Raw genomic sequence first — 21095 nt, forward strand, 5'->3', positions numbered from 1 at the left:
CGCCGGGCGGGATACCCCCGGTGGGAATGCCGCGTGCATGACGTACGTTGCCCCACTGCGACGATCCACTCCCCGACCCGCCGAAGGAGCGCGAGACACATGCCGGGCACTGTGACGATGTACAGCACCACGTGGTGCGGCTACTGCCGCCGGCTCAAGAGCCAGCTCGACCGCGAGGGCATCGCGTACAACGAGATCAACATCGAGCAGGACCCGGAGTCCGCGGCCTTCGTGGAGAAGGCGAACGGGGGCAACCAGACGGTGCCGACCGTGCTCTTCGCGGACGGATCCACGCTCACCAATCCGTCGCTGGCGCAGGTCAAGCAGAAGATCGGCGTCTGACCCGGCCGATCGCCGGCCCGCCGGACGCGGAGACGGGGCGGCTCCCGGGACTTCCCGGGGGCCGCCCTCGCGCTGTTCCGCGTCCCCCGTGGCCGCGCGGGTCCGGGCGACCAGGTCCGGACGACCGTCCGCGCGGACAGCCGCGTCCGGACAGCCAGGCCCGGAGCCAGGCCCGGACAGCCAGGCCCAGACAGCCAGGCTCGAACGGCCGGGGTCAGACGGCCGTCCGCGTCGGCAGGGGCTTGCCGTACCACAACTCGATGAGGCGGGCCGCGATGGAGATGCCGTACGGGGGCAGGACCTCGCCGGACTCGAAGGCCGCGCTCAGCTCCTCGCGGGAGAACCAGCGGGCCTCGTGGATCTCGTCCCCGTCGACGTCGATGGCGGTGGAGGTGGCCTGCGCCATGAAGCCCAGCATCAGGCTGGAGGGGAACGGCCAGGGCTGGCTGGCGACGTACTCGACCTGGCCGACGGCGATGCCGACCTCCTCGTGGACCTCCCGGCGCACCGCCTGCTCGATGGACTCGCCGGGCTCGACGAAGCCGGCGAGGGTGGAGAAGCGGCCCTCGGGCCAGTGCACCTGGCGGCCGAGCAGGATGCGGTCCTCCTCGTCGGTGACCGCCATGATCACCGCCGGGTCGGTGCGCGGGTAGTGCTCGGCGCCGCAGGCCGGGCAGCGGCGGATGTGACCGGCCGCCGCGATCACGGTGCGCTCGCCGCAGCGGGAGCAGAAGCGGTGCAGGCGCTGCCAGTTCTCCAGCGCCACCGCGTGCACCATCAGGCCCGCGTCGCGGGGCGAGAGCAGCAGGCCGGCCTCGCGCAGCCCCGCCGGGCGGGCGGACTGGTCGATGCGGCCCGGCAGCGAGTCCTTCTGCAGGGCGAAGTAGCTGACGCCGTCCTCGTCCGTGCCCAGGAAGTAGCGGTGCGCCTCGGTGAGGGGGGCCTCGAAGGAGGGCGTCATGACGAGCTCGGTACGGCCGTCGGGCGTCTCGTCGATGAGCACCTGGCCGCCGGAGACCACGAAGCAGCGGGTGGTGGGGTGGCTCCATGCCGCGGCGAGCCATGCCTCGTCGAGCCGGTGGTGGGCGGCCCGGTCGATGCCGCTGGGCGCGGTGAGCGAGATGGGCCGGTCGGCGGTGTGGTCGGTCCAGGTGGTCACGGGTACTTCCAACTCCCCCGGTGCAGCGGATGTTTCAGCGGCGGTTCAGCGGGTGGTACGGCGGCGGGCGACCGGGGCCGGCGGGGCGTCGGGTGCGGGGCGGCCCTTCCAGTGTGCCCCGCCCGGGTCACCGCCCCGGTCAAGGCGTGCGTCAGGGGGCGCCGCGCCAGTGCTCGGCGAGGTCGCCCCACAGGTAGGCGCTGGTCTCGACGCCTTTGAACAGGAGGTCGAGTTCGACCTTCTCGTTCGGGGCGTGCCAGCCGTCGGACGGCACGGAGATGCCCAGGAAGAGCACGGGCGCGCCGAGCACCTCCTGGAGATCGGCCGCCGGACCCGAGCCGCCCTCGCGGGTGAAGCGGACGGGTGTGCCGAAGGCGCGGCCCATGGCGCGGACCACGGACCGCAGGGCGGGATGGTCGAGCGGCGTCAGGCAGGGGCGGGTGGCCGATCCGAAGGTGATCTCGCAGCGGATGCCGGCGGGCACCTGCTCGGCGGCCCAGGCGCGGACGGCCTTCTCGATGTGGTCGGGGTCCTGCCCGGCCACCAGGCGGAAGGACAGCTTCACCATCGCGGTGGAGGGGACGACCGTCTTGCTGCCGGGTCCCTGGTAGCCGCCGCCGATGCCGTTGACCTCGGCGGTGGGACGGGCCCAGACGCGCTCGAGAGTGGTGTACCCGGCCTCGCCGTACGTGGCGCGGGACTTGGCGGTGTCCAGCCACTTCTGCTCGTCGAAGGGCAGTTCGGCGAACAGCTCGCGTTCGCGGTCGGTGAGTTCGACCACGCCGTCGTAGAAGCCGGGGATCGCCACCCGCGCGTGCTCGTCGTGCAGGGCGGCGACGAGGCGGGCGGCCGCGGTGGCCGGGTTGGGCACGGCGCCGCCGAAGGAGCCGGAGTGGATGTCCTGGGCGGGCCCGGAGAAGCGGATCTCGCACTCGGCGAGGCCGCGCATGCCGGTGCACACCGTGGGGGTGTCCTCGGACCACATGCCGGTGTCGGAGACGATCACCGCGTCGGCGGCCAGACGGTCGGCGCGGCTCTCGACGAGGGCCCGGAAGTGCGGGGAACCGGACTCCTCCTCGCCCTCCACGAGCAGCTTCAGGTGGACGGCCGGGGCGGCACGGCCGGTGGCGGCGAGGTGGGCACGGACGCCGAGTGTGTGGAAGAACACCTGGCCCTTGTCGTCGGCCGCCCCGCGCGCGTACAGACGGCCCTCCCGGACGACCGGCTCGAAGGGGTCGCTGTCCCAGCCGTCCTCGCGGGCGGCGGGCTGCACGTCGTGGTGGCCGTAGACCAGGACGGTGGGGGCGTCGGGGTCGTCGGAGGGCCACTCGGCGAAGACCGCGGGCGCGCCGTCGGTCGGCCAGACCTCGGCGGTGGTGAAGCCGGTCTCCTTGAGCTTGGCCGCGAGCCAGTCGGCGCTGCGCCGTACGTCGGGCGCGTGGTCGGGCTGCGCCGACACGGAGGGGATGCGCAGCCATGCGGCGAGGTCGTCGAGGAAGGCGGTGCGGTGCTGCTGGATGTACGTACGGACGGCGCTGTCCGGGGTCGGGCTCATGCTCCCGAGCCTATCGGCCCGCGGAGGCATCCCGTTCGGGCGGTTCGTCACACTCCGGCTCGTCCGGCGGCTCCTGGAGCAGCAGCCGCTCCAGCGCGGCCCGGTCCGGCAGGGACGGCGGCCGCACGACCTCGCCGCTGCGCACGTACAGGAAGGCGGCGGTGACGCGGTCCAGCGGCAGGCCGTGCCGCTCGGCCCAGGCCAGCCGGTACAGCGCGAGCTGCAGCGGGTCGGCGGTACCCGCCCGTCCCGTCTTCCAGTCCACGATCTCGTACGTCGCCTCGTCGCCGTCGCCCTCCTTGTAGACGGCGTCGATCCGGCCGCGCACCACGCGGCCGGCCACCTCCAGCTGGAAGGGGGCCTCGACGCGGTGGGGCGTGCGGTGCGCGTACTCGGTGCGCTCGAAGGCGTCCTTGAGCGCCTCCAGATCGCGCTCGTCGGCGATCTCCGCGTCGGAGCCGGGCAGCTCCTCGGGTTCCAGCATGGGCAGGGTCAGTTCCTCGAAGCGGCTCTCCACCCAGGCGTGGAAGCGGGTGCCCCGGCGTGCGGCGGGCTGCGGGGGGCGCGGCATGGGGCGCGCGAGTTCCCGGGCGAACTCCTCCGGGTCCGCGGCCAGCCGCATCACCTGCGAGGCGGTCAGCGTGCCGGGCAGGGGGACGTCGGTGACCTGCCGGCGGGCGCGCTGGAGTTCTCCGGCGAGCGCGTCCAGGTCCCGGTCCCAGGAGGCGACGACACGGGCCTCCTCGGGGGTGAGGGGCGCGGACCGCGGTGCGGCGGGGTGCGGGCGCGCGGGGTGGGGGCGCACGGAGGCACGGCCGGGCGCGGTCGCCTGGTGCGGGACCGTGGGGCGCGCGGTGGTCCAGGAGTCCCGGTCACCGGGGTCTCCGTCGCCGGGATCTCCCTCGCCCGGACCTCGGTGCGGGGCGTGCCCGCGGGGGGCGGGCTCCTCGTGGGAGGCGCGGCCGTGAGAGGCGGCCTGGTCGTGGGGGAGGTCGTCGTCGTGGGGCGGTGTGTCGTACGGCGGCTCGTCGTGGGGCGGCTCGTCATCCAGGAATGCGCCGTACAGGGGCTCGTCGTACGGGGGCTCGTCGTGGGGCGGCTCGTCGTACGGCGGTTCCTCGTCCTCGGGTGGCGGGGGCCAGTCGGGGTCGTCGTGGGCGTCGGGGTCGTGGGCCGCCGTCGGGCGCCCCGTCCCGCGGGTGGCCAGGTCCTCCAGGTGGGCGAGGACGGTCCGCGCGGCGGCGCGGCGGCGTGCCATGGCCGCCTCGTCCAGCGGCAGCGGCCACACCTGCTCGGCGGCGGACCGGTGCAGAGCGGGGTTCTCCTCACCCTCCTCCGGCGCGTCCGCCCAGGCCTCGATCTCGCCGTACCCGGCGGCGCAGTGGTCGTACAGCGCCTGGAGGAAGGCGGAGGGGCCGCGGGGCTTCTTCTGGCTGGGGCCCCACCAGTGACCGGAGCCGAGCAGCAGCGAGCGGGGACGGGTGAACGTGACGTAGCCGAGCCGCAGCTCCTCGGTGCGCTGGTGCTGCTTCATCGCCTCGTGGAAGGCCTTCAGGCCCCGGGAGTCCCAGCTGTCCACGTCGGGCAGCGTGTCGGCGTCGCCGCGCAGGGCGTGGGGCAGCACCTTGCCCTGGCTGGTCCACTTCTCCCGGCCCTGGCCGCTGGGGAAGGTCCCCTCGACCAGGCCGGGGACGGCGACGACGTCCCACTCCAGGCCCTTGGACTTGTGCGCGGTGAGCACCTTGACGGTGTTCTCACCGCCCGGGAGCGCGTTGTCCAGGCCCTTCTCGTACTGGGCGGCGGTGCGCAGGAAGCCGAGGAAGGCGAGCAGGCTCGCCTCGGGCTCGTTCGCGGCGAAGGAGGCGGCGACGTCCAGGAAGTTCGACAGGGTCTCCCGGCGGCGGGCCGCCAGGGCGTGCGGCGAGGCCGCCAGCTCGACCTCCAGGCCGGTGACGGCCAGGACCCGGTGCAGTACGTCCATCAGGGGGTCGGCCAGCGAGCGGCGCAGGTCGCGCAGTTCGGCGGCGAGCCGGGCGAACCGCACGCGCGCGTCCGGTGAGAAGGGGAGCCCGTCGTCCTCCCCGGCTCCGTCCAGGGGGGACTCCAGGAAGGTGTCGAGGGCGTCCGCGAGCGAGACCACCTCGGCCGGGTCGACGCCCTCGACGGCCTCGGCGAGCCGCCGGTCCGGGTCGTCGGCGGCGTCCGCGCGCGCGTGCGCGTGCGCGTGCGCGACCAGCAGCCGCGCCCTGCGCCCGAGGAGCGCGAGGTCGCGCGCGCCGATGCGCCAGCGCGGGCCGGTCAGCAGCCGTACCAGCGAGGCGTTGGCCCCGGGGTCCTGCAGGACCTCGCAGACGGCGACGAGGTCGGCGACCTCGGGCAGGTGCAGCAGCCCGGACAGGCCGACCACCTCGACCGGGACGTCACGGGCGACGAGGGCGCCCTGGATCTCGGCGAAGTCGGTCGCCGTACGGCACAGCACGGCGATCTCACCGGGCGCCTTCCCGGTGCCCACGAGATGGGCGATGGAGTCGGCGAGCCACTCGATCTCCTCGGCGTGGGTGCGCAGCAGCGCGCAGCGCACCAGGCCGTCGCGCTCGGCGCCGGGTGCGGGGCGCAGTGCCTCCACGCCCGCGTGCATGGCGCGCAGCGGCTCGGCGAGGCCGTTGGCGAGGTCGAGGAGCCGGCCGCCGCTGCGGCGGTTCTCGCTGAGCGCCTGGCGGGTGGCGGGGCGGCCGTCGGCGTGCGGGAAGTGCTCGGGGAAGTCGTCCAGGTTGGCGACGGAGGCACCGCGCCATCCGTAGATCGCCTGGCAGGGGTCGCCCACCGCGGTCACCGGATGGCCGGTGCCGCCGCCGAACAGGCCGGCGAGCAGGATGCGCTGGGCGACCGAGGTGTCCTGGTACTCGTCGAGCAGGACCACGCGGAACTCCTCGCGCAGCGCACGGCCCACTTCGGGGAGCTGGGCGAGCCGCGCGGCGGAGGCGATCTGGTCGCCGAAGTCGAGCAGGTCGCGCTCGCGCTTGGCGTCCCGGTAGCGCAGCACCAGTTCGGCCAGTTCCCGGCGGGCGGCGGCGGTCTCGGGGACCTTGCGCAGATCGGCGTTGCTGAGCTTGGCGCCCTGGAGGGTGAGCAGCAGCTCCGCGTCCCAGGCGCGCAGCCGCTCCGGGCGCACCAGGTGTTCGGCCAGCTCGGCGTCGAGGGCGAGGAGGTCCCCGACCAGGTCCGGGAACGAGCGGGTGAGCGACGGGTACGGGCCGGGGGCCTCGCGCAGCACCCGGGCGGCGAGCTGGTAGCGGGTGGCGTCGGCCAGCAGCCGGGCGGTGGGCTCCAGTCCGATGCGCAGGCCGTGGTCGGTGAGCAGACGGCCGGCGAAGGCGTGGTACGTGGAGATCGCCGGCTCGCCGGGCGGATGGTCCGGGTCGATCGCGTCGGGGTCGGTCACGCCCGCCCGCACCAGCGCCTTGCGGACGCGCTCGGCGAGTTCTCCGGCGGCCTTGTTGGTGAACGTCAGACCGAGGACCTGCTCGGGGGCCACCTGGCCGGTGCCGACCAGCCACACCACGCGGGCCGCCATCACGGTCGTCTTGCCGGACCCGGCGCCGGCCACGATCACCTGCGGGGCGGGCGGCGCGGTGATGCAGGCCGTCTGCTCCGGGGTGAACGGGATCCCTAGGAGCTCCTTGAGCTGCTCGGGGTCGGTGATACGGGCGGGCACGCCGAAGAGGCTAGCGGCGGGTACTGACAGCCGGTGCCGGATCGTCCTGCGGGCCGGAGGAAACGCAGGTCAGCACACGTGGTGCCGTTCGTCACGCGGGTGCGGTGCCCCGGCAGCCACGCCACCCGGTCCGCCACCACGCGCCCACCGGTCCGTCCGCCCCGCACCCGCGCGGCCGCCGGGCCCGTCCGCCCGAACCCGCCGCCCCGACCGCCCCGCCCCCACCGCTCCATCCGCCCGTGGGCCCGCGGACGACTCGGCCCGCCGCCCGTGGGCCCGCGGACGACTCGGCCCGCCGCCCGTGCGGCGCCGCGGACCACACCGGGCCGTAGGGCCGCAGGGCCGCACGGGCCACCCGGACCACGCGGCCCGCGGCTCACTCGACCACGTGCCGTCCCTCCGGCCGGGCGCTGCACGAGGCGCGGAACGCGCAGTGCGCGCAGTGCTGGCCGGCCGTCGGGGTGAACCGCTCGTCGAGGACCTTGGCGGCGGCCGTGGCCAGCAGTTCGCCCGCCCACTCCCCCTCCGGCGGCTCCTGCGCCTGCACCTTGGGCAGGCCGTCGCCGCCGTCCCGCCGCGCCGCGCCCTGGCGCAGCTGGACGAGTTCGGCGCCGCCCGGCGCGGGGCGTGTCCCGCCGAACGCCTCGTCGACGGCGCCCTCGCGGACAGCGAGCTGGTAGACGGCCAGCTGGGGATGGCGGGCCACCTCGGCCGAGGTGGGCGCCTGCTTGCCGGTCTTGAAGTCGACGACATAGGCGCGGCCCTCGCCGTCGGTCTCCACCCGGTCCATGGAGCCGCGCACACGCACCTGGAAACCGCCCGCCTCCAGGGTGACGTCGAAGTCGTGCTCACTGGCCACCGGCGTGCGGCCGGCCCGCTCCAGGACGTGCCACTTCAGGAACCGTTCGAGCGCCACGCGCGCGTGCTCCTTCTCCTGCGCCGACTTCCACGGCGCGTCGAAGGCCAGCGCGTTCCACACCGTCTCCAGGCGCTCCATGAGCACGTCGAGGTCGGCGGGGGTGCGCCCGGAGGCGACCTCGTCGGCCAGCACGTGCACCACGTTGCCGAAGCCCTGCGCCGCGGTGGCGGGGGCGTCGGCCTTCACCTCCCGGCCGAGGAACCACTGGAGGGCGCAGGTGTTGGCGAGCTGGTCCAGGGCGCTGCCGGAGAGCACCACGGGCTGGTCGCGGTCGCGCAGCGGCACCTTGCTCTCGGTCGGTTCGTCCATGCCCCACCAGCGGTACGGGTGCGCCGAGGGGACCAGTGGGCGGCCCTCGTCGTCGGCGAGCGCCGCCAGCCGGGCCAGCCGGTGCGCGGCGGCCCGTCTGAGGGCGTCGGAGGCGCGCGGGTCCACCGTCGTGGCGCGCAGCTCGGCGACCAGCGCCGCCACGGACAGCGGGCGGCGCGGGCGGCCCGTGACGTCGACGGGCTCCACGCCGAGTTCGGCGAGGAAGCGGGAGGGCTGGTCGCCGTCGTCGGCGGGGGCCTTCACCGCGGTGACGACGAGACGCTCCCGCGCGCGCGTGGCGGCGACGTAGAACAGGCGGCGTTCCTCGCTCAGCAGCGCGCCGGGCGTGAGGGGCTCGGCGAGTCCGTCGCGGCCGATGCGGTCGGCCTCCAGCAGGGAGCCGCGGCGGCGCAGGTCGGGCCACAGGCCCTCCTGCACGCCTGCCACGACCACCAGGCGCCACTGCAGGCCCTTGGAGCGGTGCGCGGTCATCAGACGCACCGCGTCGGGGCGTACGGCCCGCCGGGTGAGCGTGTCGGCGGCGATGTCCTGTGCCTCGATCTCCTCCAGGAAGTTCAGGGCGCCCCGGCCGCCGGTGCGCTCCTCGGCGCGCGCCGCGGTCGCGAACAGGGCGCACACGGCGTCCAGGTCCCGGTCGGCGTTGCGCCCGGCGGCGCCGCCGCGCCGGGAGGCGCGCTCCAGGCGGGTGGGCCACGGCGTGCCCTCCCACAGGTCCCACAGCGCCTCCTCGGCGGTGCCGCCCTCGGCCAGACGCCGTCTGGCCCTGGCGAGCAGGGCGCCCAGGCGCTGGGCGCCGCGCGCGTAGGCGGGGTCGTGGGCGACCAGCCGCTCGGGTTCGGCGAGCGCCCGGGCGAGGAGCTGGTCCGAGGGCGGCGGCAGGGGGTTGCCCGCGGTGCGCTCCTCCTCGCGCAGGGCGCGGCCGAGGCGGCGCAGGTCGGCGGTGTCCATGCCGGCCAGCGGGGAGGCGAGGAGGGCGAGGGCGGTCTCGGTGTCGAGCCAGCACTCCGGAGCACCTTCGGCAGCCGCCTGCGCCTCTCCGGCGCCGGGCGCGTCGGCATCCGGCGTCTCGATGTCGGGCGCGTCGGCATCCGGCGTCCCGATGCCGGGCGCGTCGGCATCCGGCTCCGCGTCCGTCACGCCGACGTCCGCCGCCGTGGCGCCCGCTCCCCCGGTTTCCGTGCCCTCCGCGTGCGCCTCGCCCCCGGTGCCGGGCTGGTCGCCGCGCCGTGCGGTCGTCGGCTCGTCGCCGGGCCGCCGGGCCGCTTCGGCCGTGGCCACCGCGCGCAGCGCCGTCAGCAGGGGCGCGACCGCCGGTTCGTGGCGCAGGGGCAGGTCGTCGCCGTCGACCTCCACAGGCACGCCGGCGGCCGTCAGGGCGCGGCGCAGCGTGGGCAGGCTGCGGGCGCCGGCCCGCACCAGGACCGCCATCTCGCCCCAGGGAACCCCGTCCTCGAGGTGGGCCCGGCGCAGGATGTCGGCGATGTTGTCCACCTCGGTGCCCGGCGTCGGGTACGTGTAGACCTCGACGCGGCCACCGTCGTGGACCGCGGTCAGCTCGCGGTGCGCCCGCACCTTCTCGGCGGGCAGCCGGGTGAGCGGCATGCGCCGGGTCAGCAGGCGGGTCGCGGCCAGCAGGGCCGCGCCGGAGCGGCGGGAGACGCGCAGCACCTCCACGGGCGCGGGCCGGCCGTCCGCGCGCGGGAAGGTCTGCGGGAACTGCAGGATGCCGTTCACGTCCGCGCCCCGGAAGGCGTAGATCGACTGGTCGGGGTCGCCGAAGGCGAGCAGCGTGCGGCCGCCTCCGGCCAGGGCGCGCAGCAGCCGTACCTGGGCCGGATCGGTGTCCTGGTACTCGTCGACGTAGACCGCGTCGTACTGGGCGGCGAGCTGCGCGGCGACCTCGGGGCGCTGGGCGAGCAGCACCGCGCGGTGGACGAGTTCGGCGTAGTCGAGCACGCCCTGGAGGTCGAGGACGTCGAGGTACTCGGCGAGGAAGGCGGACGCGGCCTGCCAGTCGGGGCGGCCGATGCGGCGCGCGAACGCCGCCAGCTCGCCGGGTCCGAGGCCCAGCTCGCGGCTGCGGGCCAGGACCGCGCGGACCTCGTCGGCGAAGCCCCGGGTGGTCAGGCAGGCGCGCAGCTCGTCCGGCCAGCGCAGGTGCGCCAGGCCCAGCCGCTCCAGGTCGACGTGGCCCGCGAGCAGTTCCCGTACGGTGACGTCCTGCTCGGGGCCGCTGAGCAGGCGCAGCGGCTCCACGAACAGGTCGCTGTCCTGGTGGGCGCGGACCAGGGCGTAGCAGAAGGAGTGGAAGGTGGTCGCGCGGGGCGCGCGTGCCGCCCCGGTGCGCAGCGCCATGCGGTCGCGCAGTTCGACGGCCGCCTTGCGGCTGAAGGTCAGCACCAGGATGCGCTCGGGGTCCGTGCCGCGGGCCGTCCGTGCGGCGACGGACTCGACCAGCGTGGTGGTCTTGCCGGTGCCGGGGCCGGCGAGGACGAGCAGCGGACCGGAGGCGTGGTCAACCACGGCGCGCTGTGCCGCGTCCAGACGAGGGGGGTCCGGCCGGGCCGGCGGGGTACGCACCAGTCGGTAGGCGCCACGGCTCCCCTGACGCACCTGGGAGTGCGGCAGGCGTCTGGTGGAGGAAGAGGAGCTCACGTGGTTCGCCGGTCCTGGTGGGTGTTCTCGGGTCTGTCGGGTGCGGCGCGCGGGGCCGCGGTCGCGTGGACGGGCCGCCGGACGGGACGGGCGGTGGCCGCGAGGTGAGGGGGACACGCGCAGCCGACGGTACGCCGGTGCCGGGGCCGGAAGCAGGGCTTCCCCTTCTTCCCGGCGGTCCCAACGGTTCCGCCGGTCGCCTGGGTCTCGTCGGTCCCATCAGTCCGGTCAGTCCCGTCGGTCCCGAACGTCGCGACAGTCGCGTCTGTCTCCTGCGTCAAGCTGGTCCCCTCGCTCCCGCCGCTCCCTCCGGGCGCCGCCGTCACGCGTGTCTCTCGACGCACGAACGTACGGCATGCCGGGCGGGTGCCCGTATTTCCCCGTACGGTCGGCGGGCTCCCCGTCGCGGCGCCGGATGGCGGAAGCTGTCAGGTGTGACCCCGCGCACGTTCGCCGCCGTCCCACCGGGCCCGCCTCATGTCGAGACGCGGCACGTGGTCCCCGGCCGATCCGCCCGCCTCCCTCAAAGGTGTGCCCTCGGTGCGGTAGTGGGCGAGGGCGCGCAGTTCGTGCCCCGGAAGCAGCACGCCGTCGGCGCGGACCACCCGCCACCACGGGACGGCCCCGCCGTACAGGGCCATCACCCGGCCGACCTGCCGGGGCCCGCCCTCCTCGAGCCACTCGGCGACGTCGCCGTACGTCATGACGCGCCCCGGCGGGATCGACTCGGCGACCTCCAGGACCCGTTCGGCGTACGGCGGCAGGGCGCCGGGGTCCCGCGCGGCACCGTCGCCCGGGGCACGTTCCGCGCCGTGCCCGTCCGGAAGGCTCACTTCGCTCATCCGCCCCATCCTGCCCCACCCCACCGACAGTGGGACGCGCCCGTGACGGGGTGGGCCCCTCGCCTCGGCGCGACACTTCGGGCAGACTGTGCGACCCCGCATATGCACCCTGATGTCCCCGTGTGTCGGTGGGGCATGCCACCATCGTGCGGGCGGTGACCGGTGATACGAGACCAAGAAGAGACCATGAAGCAGCAGGGTGTGCACCCCGATGACGCGGAGGGCACCTCTGGGGTCTCGTCGCGCCCCGGCACCGGCGACACGGCAGGCGCGGACCCGCGGGCGACCGCCGGCCAGGACCGTCCGGAGACGGCGGGCGCTGAGGACCGTTCGGAGACGGCGGGCGCGGAGGACCGTGGAGGCCGTCGGCAGGCGGCGGGCGCGGAGGACCGTGAGGACGGCCGGGAGCCGGCGGGCGGACAGGACCGCCGGGACCCGGCCGGCAAGGGGAACGCCGAGACGGGGAGGAAGGCCGCGGCCGCACGGAGGAGGTCCGGCGAGGGCGCCGAAGTGACGGACATCGACGAGGTCGAGGGCGACGAGCCCCTGCTCCCCGCGCGCGTGCACCGCCCCTCCGATCTCATGCGGCTGCTGGTGGGCGTACTCGGCATCGCCGTCCTGCTGGCGATCGCCGCCTTCGCGCACGGCACCACATCAGGTCTCGAACAGGACATCAACAAGGGCACCGGGCAGGCGCCCGACCTGCTCATCAAGATCGCCGGCCTGGCCTCCAGCATCGCGATCCTGCTGGTGCCGGTCGCCTTCGCGATCGAGCGGCTGATCAAGCGGGACGGACTGCGCATCGCCGACGGCGTGCTGGCGGCGGTCCTCGCGCACGGAGTGACGCTCACCACCGACCTGTGGGTCGCCAAGGCCGCCCCGCCGTCCATCCAGGAGGCCCTCACCCAGCCCTCCCCCGGCGACATCCACGCCCTGACCGACCCGGTGCACGGCTACCTGGCGCCCGTCATCGCGTACATGACCGCCGTCGGCATGTCCCGCAGGCCGCGGTGGCGCGCGGTGCTGTGGATCGTGCTGCTGCTCGACGCCTTCTCGATGCTGGTCACCGGTTACACGACGCCGTTCTCGATCATCCTGACGGTGCTGATCGGATGGACCGTCGCCTACGGCACGCTCTACGCGGTCGGCTCCCCGAACGTCCGCCCCACCGGACGGACCCTGATGGCCGGACTGCGGACCGTCGGATTCCGGCCGGTGAGCGCGGCCCGCGAGGAGACGCCGGACACCGCGGACGCCGACCGCGGCCGGCGCTACTTCGTCACGCTGGAGGACGGCCCGCCGCTGGACGTCACGGTCGTCGACCGCGAGCAGCAGGCGCAGGGCTTCTTCTACCGGGTGTGGCGCAATCTCACGCTGCGCGGCTTCGCCACCCGCAGCAGCCTGCAGTCGCTGCGCCAGGCCCTGGAGCAGGAGGCGCTGCTGGCCTACGCGGCCATCGCGGCCGGCGCCAACGCGCCCAAGCTGATCGCGACCTCCGAGCTCGGCCCCGACGCCGTGATGCTGGTCTACGAGCACACCGGCGGACGCACGCTGGACGCGCTGGCGGACGAGGAGATCACCGACGAGCTGCTGCGCCACAGCTGGGAGCAGGTGCTGTGCCTGCAGTCGCGCCGGATCGCGCACCGCAGGCTGGCGGGCGACGCCATCCTGGTGGATCGTTCCGGCAGGGTGATCCTCACCGATCTGCGCGGCGGCGAGATCGCGGCCGGTGACCTGCTGCTGCGGATGGACGTCGCCCAGCTGCTGACGACGCTCGGCCTCCGGGTGGGCGCCGGGCGTGCCGTGGCCTCCGCCGTGGAGGTCCTGGGTCCCGACGCGGTCGCCGACTGCCTGCCCATGCTGCAGCCCATCGCGCTGACCCGGAGCACCCGCGCGACGCTGCGCCGGCTGGCCCGGGAACGGGCCCAGCGCGAGCGCGAGGCGGTCCTCGAGGCCTCCCGGCTGGCGAGACAGGCCCGAGCCGAGGCGGCCGAGGCGGCCGGGGCTGCCGGGGAGGGTGGCGGGCCCGTCGTACTGGAAAAGCCCGACGGGCCGGACAGGGAGAAGGAGAAGAAGAAGGACAAGAAGGCCGAGCGCGCCGAGGCGCGGGCGGAGAAGCGGGCCATCGACGAGGCCGTGGAGGAGGCCCGTGAGGAGGACCTGCTCACCCAGATCCGCCACCAGGTGCTGCGGATCAGACCGCAGGCGCCGGTCGAGCCGGCCCGGCTGGAGCGGGTACGGCCGCGCACGCTGATCAGCTTCATCGCGGGCGCCATCGGCGCGTACTACCTGCTGACCCAGCTCACCCACATCCAGTTCGGGCCGCTGGTCGCGAACGCCCAGTGGGGCTGGGTGCTGGCGGCGGTGCTGTTCTCGGCGCTGAGCTATGTGGCGGCGGCGATGGCCCTGCTGGGGTTCGTGCCGGAGCGGGTGCCGTTCCCGCGGACCGTGGCGGCGCAGGTGGCCGGGTCCTTCGTGAAGATCGTCGCGCCGGCCGCGGTCGGCGGTGTGGCCCTCAACACGCGTTTCCTGCAGCGGGCCGGTGTGCGGCCCGGGCTGGCGGTGGCGAGTGTCGGCGCCTCGCAGCTGTTCGGGCTCGGCTGCCACATCCTGATGCTGCTGTCCTTCGGCTACCTGACCGGCACCGAGAAGACGCCCTCGCTGTCGCCGTCCCGGACGGTCATCGCGGGCCTGCTGACGGTCGCGGTGCTGGTGCTGGTGGTCACCTCCGTGCCGTTCCTGCGCAAGTTCGTCTCCACGCGCGTGCGGTCGCTGTTCGCCGGTGTGGTCCCGCGCATGCTGGACGTGCTGCAGCGCCCGCAGAAGCTCGTCACCGGCATCGGCGGGATGCTGCTGCTGACCTTCTGCTTCGTGATGTGCCTCGACGCCTCGATCCGGGCCTTCGGCGACCACACCACCTCGGTGAGCATCGCCAGCGTCGCGGTCGTCTTCCTCGCCGGCAACGCGCTGGGCTCGGCCGCCCCGACCCCGGGCGGCGTGGGCGCGGTCGAGGCGACCCTCACGGTCGGTCTGATCGCCGTGGGCCTGCCCAAGGAGGTGGCCGCCCCGGCGGTGCTGATGTTCCGCCTGCTGACCCTGTGGCTGCCGGTGCTGCCGGGCTGGCTGGCCTTCAACCATCTGACCCGCAAGGGATCGCTGTAAATCACGTTCCGCGCACCGGGCCGCTCGACGCCCGCGCACCGGGCCGCCCGAAGCCCGCGGCGGCCCGGGCCGCTCGCCCGGACGGCCCGCGTCCCGCGCGGGAGCGCGGCCGCGGCGCGAGGATGGGGGTATGCCAAGCCCCCGCGGGCTGCGACTCGCCGCCCTGACCGCAGCCGCCGTCCTGCTGTCCGCAGCGGCGGCGGGCTGCGGTGGCGGCGGTTCCGAGGACGGTGACCTGACGGCCCAGAAGCTGGACTGGAAGGACTGCCCGGCCCCGTCGGCGGCCGAGGGCGGCGGCCCGGCCCCCTCCCCGCTGCCCCACGGGGGCAAGTGGGAGTGCGCCACGATGAAGGCGCCGCTGGACTGGGGCAAGCCCAAGGGGGACACGATCGGCATCGCGCTGATCCGGGCGAGGGCGAGCGGTCCCGGCGCCCGCATCGGCTCGCTGGTGTTCAACTTCGGCGGTCCCGGCGGCTCGGGGGTCAGCACCCTGCCCGCGGTGGGGCAGGACTACGAGAAGCTGCGCACCCGCTACGACCTGGTGAGCTTCGACCCGCGGGGGGTGGGGCGGAGCGCGGGCGTGCGCTGCGAGAGCGACGCCCAGCTCGACCAGTACTTCCAGCAGGACGCGACCCCCGACGACGCCGCCGAGCGCACCGCCTTCCTCGACAACACCAAGCGGTTCAACGCCGGCTGCGACGAGAACGCGCCGAGGATCCTCCCGCATGTGCGCACCACCGACGCGGCGCGCGACATGGATCTCATGCGGCAGGTCCTGGGCGATCCCAAGCTGTACTACTTCGGCATCTCGTACGGCACGGAGCTCGGCGGCGTCTACGCCCACCTGTTCCCCAAGCACGTGGGCCGGGCCGTCCTGGACGCGGTCGTCGACCCCACCCAGACCCCCGAGCAGAGCTCGCTCGGCCAGGCCAGGGGCTTCCAGCTCGCCCTGGACAACTTCGCGCGTGACTGCGTCTCCAAGTCCACCAAGTGCCCGGTCGGCGACAGCGCGCAGGACGTGGAGAACCGCATCGCCGCGCTGCTGAGGAACCTCGACGCCAAGCCGATCCCGGGCATCTTCCCGCGCCGGCTGACCCAGACGGCGGCGACGAACGGCATCGCGCAGGCCCTGTACTCCAAGGAACTGTGGGGCCCGCTCACCGAGGGGCTGCAGCAGGCGTACGCCGGCGACGGCAGGATCCTCATGCTGCTGTCCGACGCGATGAACGGCCGCAGCGAGAACGGCGAGTACAGCAACATCACCTCGGCGAACGTCGCGATCAACTGCGCCGACGACAAGCAGCGCTACGACGTGGGCCAGGTGGAGCGGAAGCTGCCCGAGTTCCGGGCCGCCTCCCCGCTGTTCGGCGAGTTCCTGGCCTGGGGCATGCTCGGCTGCACCGACTGGGCCGTGCCCGGCGCCGCCGAGCATCCGGACGTCCACGCGCCCGGGTCGGCGCCCATCCTCGTCGTGGGCAACACCGGCGACCCTGCGACGCCCTACGCGGGCGCGAAGAAGATGGTGGACGCCCTTGGCAAGGGCGTCGCCGTCGAGCTCACCTGGAAGGGCCAGGGACACGGCGCCTACGGCAGCGGGAATCCGTGCGTGCAGAACTCGGTGAACGGCTACCTGCTCGACGGGAAGGTGCCCCCGGCCGGCTCCGTCTGCTCCTGACCGGCAGCCGCACAAACCCTTGAAAGCGGCAGAGCGGCGACAAAACAGCAGGTCAAGGCGTTATCCACAGGCCGTCACCGGCCGGACGGGATCCGCCTACCATGGCAGGACCGCTTCCCGTGGGCCATCCGCGGGGAGCACAGGAGCGGATACGGGGGATGCACATGTCGCGTTTCGTGCGATGGACGGCGGCCGTCGCCGCGACGGCACTGCTGGCGGGGTGCGGCGGGGCGTCGGGGGGCGGGGACGAGGACACCGGCAAGGGCGGCGTGCGTCCGCCGTCGTCCGTGTCGCCGCCCGCCACGGCCACCGCGGACCTGCCCGCCCGCCTGACCGGGCAGCGGCTGGACTGGAAACGCTGCACCGCCACCGCCCGGTCCGCCACGCCGGGCGACGACTGGCGGTGCGCGACGCTGAAGGTGCCGCTGGACTGGTCCCGGCCGGACGGCGAGACCATCGGCCTCGCCGTCATCCGTGCCGAGGCCACCGGACACCGCACCGGCTCCCTGCTGTTCAACTTCGGCGGACCCGGCGCCTCCGGTGTGGCCACGATGCCGGCGTACGCCACGGCGGTCGGCGCGCTGCGCAAGCAGTACGACCTGGTGAGCTGGGACCCGCGCGGGGTCGCCGCCAGCGAGGGGGTGCGCTGCCGCAGCGACCGGCGCATCCAGGCCACCGAAGGGGTCGACACGACCCCGGACACCCCGGCCGAGGAGCAGGCCTACCTGCGGGACGCCGCCGACTTCGGCAAGGGCTGCGCGAAGGCCGCGGGCAGGCTGGTCTCCCACGTCTCGACCACCGACACGGCGCGGGACATGGACCTGCTCCGCCAGGTCCTCGGGGACCGCCGGATGCACTACTTCGGCATCTCCTACGGCACCGAACTCGGCGGCGTGTACGCCCACCTGTTCCCCGGGCACGTGGGCCGGATGGTCCTGGACGCGGTCGTCGACCCCACCGCCGACTCGGTGGGCCACGCGATGAACCAGACCCTGGGCTTCCAGCGGGCTCTGGACGACTACCTGAAGTCCACCGGACAGGACCCGAGGCAGGGATCACGGAAGATCGCGGACCTGCTGAAGCGGATCGACGCCAAGCCGCTGCCGGCCGCCTCCGGACGGAAGCTCACCCAGACCCTGGCGCTCACCGGCATCGTGCTGCCGCTCTACAGCAGGGACAGCTGGCCCACCCTGACCAGCGCGCTCGCCGCCGCCGAGCGGGGAGACGGCTCCGAACTGCTGTCCCTGGCCGACGCCTACAACGACCGGGACACCTCCGGCCACTACGGCACGACGACCCACTCGCAGCGGGTCATATCGTGCCTGGACGACAAGCAGCGGCCGACCGTCGAACAGACCAGGCGGCTGCTGCCCCGCTTCGAGAAGATCTCCCCCGTGTTCGGCGCCTTCATGGGCTGGGACACGGCCGGCTGGTGCCACGACTGGCCGGTGCCCGGACAGTACGACCACCCGCAGGTCAGCGCCCCGGGAGCGGCCCCCATCCTGGTGGTGGGCAACACGGGGGACCCGGCGACGCCGTACGAGGGCGCACGGAAGATGGCCGACGGACTCGGCAAGGGCGTCGGCGTCCTGCTCACCTGGAAGGGCGAGGGCCACGGCGCCTACGGCAGCGGAAGCCGCTGCGTGGACTCCACGGTGAACACCTACCTGCTCCAGGGCACGGTCCCGCCGGACGGCAAGACCTGCTCCTGACGACGGTGGGGGCTCCGGGCGCCCACGGCACCCGAAGCCCCCACCACCCCCTCGCTGGGGAAAGCCGCTCAGTACACCGGCTTGTGCGGTTCGATCTGGTTGACCCAGCCGATGACGCCGCCGCCGACGTGGACGGCGTCCGCGAAGCCCGCGGACTTCAGGACGGCGAGGACTTCCGCACTGCGGACACCCGTCTTGCAATGCAGGACGATCTTCTTGTCCTGCGGCAGGCTCTCTAGGGCGGTGCCCATGAGGAACTCGTTCTTGGGGACCAGCCGGGCGCCCGGGATGGAGACGATCTCGTACTCGTTCGGCTCGCGGACGTCGATGATCTCGATGTTCTCGCCGTCGTCGATCCACTCCTTGAGCTGCTTGGGAGTGATCGTCGAGTCGGCGGCCGCCGCCTGGGCCTCCTCGGAGACGACGCCGCAGAAGGCCTCGTAGTCGATGAGCTCGGTGACGGTCGGGTTCTCCCCGCACACCGCGCAGTTCGGGTCCTTGCGGACCTTGACCTGGCGGTACTGCATCTCCAGGGCGTCGTAGATCATCAGACGGCCGACCAGCGGCTCACCGATGCCGGCCAGGAGCTTGATGGCCTCGTTGACCTGGATGGAGCCGATGGACGCGCACAGCACGCCCAGGACGCCGCCCTCGGCGCAGGAGGGCACCATGCCGGGGGGCGGGGGCTCCGGGTAGAGGCAGCGGTAGCAGGGACCGTGCTCGGACCAGAAGACGGAGGCCTGACCGTCGAAGCGGTAGATCGAGCCCCAGATGTACGGCTTGTTCAGCAGCACGCACGCGTCGTTGACCAGGTAGCGGGTCGCGAAGTTGTCCGTGCCGTCGACGATGAGGTCGTACTGGCTGAAGATGTCCATCACGTTGTCGGCCTCGAGCCGCTCCTCGTGAAGGACCACGTTCACGTACGGGTTGATGCCCTTGACGGTGTCGCGCGCCGACTCGGCCTTGGAGCGGCCGATGTCGGCCTGGCTGTGGATGACCTGGCGCTGCAGGTTCGACTCGTCGACCTCGTCGAACTCCACGATGCCGAGCGTGCCGACGCCCGCCGCCGCCAGGTACATCAGCGCCGGCGAACCCAGCCCGCCGGCGCCCACACACAGCACCTTGGCGTTCTTCAGCCGCTTCTGCCCGTCCATGCCCACGTCGGGGATGATCAGGTGGCGGGAGTACCTGCGGACCTCGTCTACGGTGAGCTCGGGGGCCGGCTCGACCAGGGGTGGCAGCGACACGGGGACTCCGTTGGTCGGTCAATCACTACGGTTGTTCTCCCCGTAACACTGCCACGGCCTTCTTCATTCCGAGACACCCGTTCCGACTCGCGAGACGATCTCGTCCCAGTAGCCGGGCAGCGCCTCCCACGGGTCGGCCCGGCCGCCGCGGTCGGTGCGGTCGGTGAACCAGATGGTGGCGGCGCCCTGCCAGCGGGCGACCCGCAGCGCCTCCTCGAGGTGGCCGCGCGGGACACCGTGCACCAAGTGGCAGAAGCGCTCGGGCGGGTGGTCCGCGGTCCACTCGGCCACCTGCGACCAGCGGTACTCGCTCCACGGGCCGCGGAAGGTGACCAACTGGTCGGCGTTCTCCGCGTAGCCGGGGTGCGGGTGGGTGCCGTGCCCGAGCACGATGTGCGCATCGTCACGCAGCGCGCGCAGCGCACCGACGACGCGGCGGACCCCGGGCAGCGCGTCGCGGCCGGCCGGGCAGCGGTCCAGCAGGAAGCCGTCGACCCGGTACCACTCCAGGTACCGGTGCGCCTCCGCGATCAGCTCGGGCAGCGAGCGGGCGCCGTGCGCGGTGTCGAGGTGGCCGAGGACGCGTACGCACCCGTTGCGCAGCCGCCCGGCCGCGTCCAGGCAGTGCGGGTCGGGCCGCACACCGGGGCCGTCGGCGACATTGAGGACGACCCAGTGCAGCGGCGCGCCCGGCCGGGTGAGCGTGTTCCACTCGGTCTGGGCGAGCAGGGGGTGTGCGCAGCCGGGGACGCCGAAGCCGGTGCGGACGTCGGTGCCGGAGATTCCCGCCGGGGCGCTGGTCAGATACGGCATGCCGCCTCCATCCAGATGTCGGCGAGGGACTCCTCGAGGTTGATCCGGGGACGCCAGCCGAGCCGGTCGCGCGCGGTGCGCACATCGGCCTGCTGCCAACTGCCGCAGCCGTCGGGGTACGGGTACGCGACCGGGGCCGGGTGGTCCGGATCGTTGCGGGGGTGCCCGATGGCGGACCTGAGGTGGCCGGCGGGCGGGGCGTCGACCTCGTGGAGGGCACCGCCGTATCCGGCCACGCGCGCCAGGATCGTGGCCGCGTCGCGGAGCCGGACGGCGCGGCCGGAGCCGATGTTGATGACGCCCTGGGCGGCGGAGAGGGAGGCGGCGTGCACGGCGCGGGCCACGTCGCGGACGTCGACGAAGTCGCGCTGGGCGCCCAGGCCGCCCAGCTTGAGCTCGCCGTCGCCGGACTGCATGGCGCGGCGCATCGCCTCGGCGAGCCGGCCCAGCGGTGAACCGGCCGGGGTGCCGGGCCCCGCGGGCGAGAAGACGCGGAGCACCACGGCGTCCAGGCCGGAGCCGAGCACGAGTTCGGTGGCGGCGAGCTTGCTGACACCGTACGGGCCGCCGGGGCGGGGCACGGCGTCCTCGGCCGTGGAGGAGCCGGGCTGGCTGGGGCCGTACTCGGCGCTGCACCCGATCTGCACCAGGCGCGCGCCGCAGCCGCTGCGGCGCAGCGCCTCGCAGACGGTGGCGACGGCCACCGTGTTGTGCCGGGTGAGGTCACGGGCGCCGCCCCGGGTGGCGCCCGCGCAGTTGACGACGACGCCGGGGTGCACCGCGTCCAGGAAGCGGGTGAGCGCACCGGGGCTGCCCGTGGCGAGGTCGAAGCGGACGTCGGCGTCGTCGCCGCGGCCGAGTGCGGTGAGCTGGACGGCCGGGTCGGCCAGCAGGCGGTCGGCGACGAAGCGGCCGAGGTATCCGCCTGCTCCCATCAGCAGAACCCTCATCGGGCGGCTCCCGGGGTGT

At 74.2% G+C, this 21095-nt stretch carries 12 protein-coding genes; 4 read left to right on the forward strand and 8 right to left on the reverse strand.

Annotation, left to right across the window (positions count from 1 at the left end):
• The first annotated feature begins 99 nt into the window (after positions 1–99).
• A complete protein-coding gene (locus ACI2LW_RS00445) occupies positions 100–342 on the forward strand; it encodes a mycoredoxin (RefSeq protein WP_404728887.1) in 243 nt (80 codons plus the stop codon).
• Between the two features lie 214 nt (positions 343–556).
• On the opposite strand, the gene nudC is transcribed toward ACI2LW_RS00445, so the two are convergent.
• From nudC to ACI2LW_RS00470, 5 genes are all read right to left on the reverse strand, one after another.
• Entirely contained in the window at positions 557–1501 is a 945-nt protein-coding gene (nudC, locus tag ACI2LW_RS00450) for an NAD(+) diphosphatase (RefSeq protein ID WP_404728888.1), read from the reverse strand.
• Positions 1502–1652: 151 nt separating this feature from the next.
• Entirely contained in the window at positions 1653–3056 is a 1404-nt protein-coding gene (locus ACI2LW_RS00455; protein WP_404728889.1) for a dipeptidase, read from the reverse strand.
• Between the two features lie 10 nt (positions 3057–3066).
• The gene (locus ACI2LW_RS00460) at positions 3067–6771 is read right to left on the reverse strand and encodes a UvrD-helicase domain-containing protein (protein ID WP_404728890.1); all 3705 of its coding nucleotides are present in this window, start codon (positions 6769–6771) and stop codon (positions 3067–3069) included.
• A gap of 376 nt (positions 6772–7147) precedes the next feature.
• Complete coding sequence (locus tag ACI2LW_RS00465; protein WP_404728891.1) at positions 7148–10675, reverse strand: ATP-dependent helicase; 3528 nt, start codon at positions 10673–10675, stop codon at positions 7148–7150.
• Between the two features lie 428 nt (positions 10676–11103).
• Entirely contained in the window at positions 11104–11517 is a 414-nt protein-coding gene (locus ACI2LW_RS00470; protein WP_404728892.1) for an MGMT family protein, read from the reverse strand.
• 186 nt (positions 11518–11703) lie between these two features.
• On the opposite strand from ACI2LW_RS00470, the gene ACI2LW_RS00475 reads away from it, so the two are divergent.
• From ACI2LW_RS00475 to ACI2LW_RS00485, 3 genes are all read left to right on the forward strand, one after another.
• Positions 11704–14679, forward strand: a complete 2976-nt coding sequence (locus ACI2LW_RS00475) for a lysylphosphatidylglycerol synthase domain-containing protein (protein WP_404728893.1) — start codon at positions 11704–11706, stop codon at positions 14677–14679.
• A 130-nt stretch (positions 14680–14809) separates the two neighbouring features.
• A complete protein-coding gene (locus ACI2LW_RS00480; protein ID WP_404728894.1) occupies positions 14810–16354 on the forward strand; it encodes an alpha/beta hydrolase in 1545 nt (514 codons plus the stop codon).
• Between the two features lie 164 nt (positions 16355–16518).
• On the forward strand, positions 16519–18066 hold the full coding sequence (locus ACI2LW_RS00485; protein WP_404729479.1) for an alpha/beta hydrolase: 1548 nt from the start codon (positions 16519–16521) through the stop codon (positions 18064–18066).
• A gap of 68 nt (positions 18067–18134) precedes the next feature.
• On the opposite strand, the gene moeZ is transcribed toward ACI2LW_RS00485, so the two are convergent.
• The 3 genes from moeZ to ACI2LW_RS00500 all read right to left on the reverse strand — a co-directional run bounded on the left by moeZ (position 18135) and on the right by ACI2LW_RS00500 (position 21076).
• Positions 18135–19313 carry an adenylyltransferase/sulfurtransferase MoeZ gene (gene moeZ / locus ACI2LW_RS00490; RefSeq protein ID WP_404728895.1) on the reverse strand — a complete coding sequence of 393 codons (1179 nt, stop codon included), beginning with the start codon at positions 19311–19313 and terminating at the stop codon, positions 18135–18137.
• A gap of 63 nt (positions 19314–19376) precedes the next feature.
• Positions 19377–20126, reverse strand: a complete 750-nt coding sequence (locus ACI2LW_RS00495; protein ID WP_404728896.1) for a spherulation-specific family 4 protein — start codon at positions 20124–20126, stop codon at positions 19377–19379.
• Positions 20114–21076, reverse strand: coding sequence for an NAD-dependent epimerase/dehydratase family protein (locus tag ACI2LW_RS00500; protein ID WP_404728897.1), 963 nt, complete (start codon positions 21074–21076; stop codon positions 20114–20116). Before ACI2LW_RS00500 ends, ACI2LW_RS00495 begins: the two co-directional genes overlap by 13 nt.
• Positions 21077–21095 lie beyond the last annotated feature (19 nt).

It is taken from the genome of Streptomyces sp. NPDC004065 (assembly GCF_044903565.1).
In the GTDB taxonomy this organism is placed as follows: Bacteria; Actinomycetota; Actinomycetes; order Streptomycetales; family Streptomycetaceae; genus Streptomyces.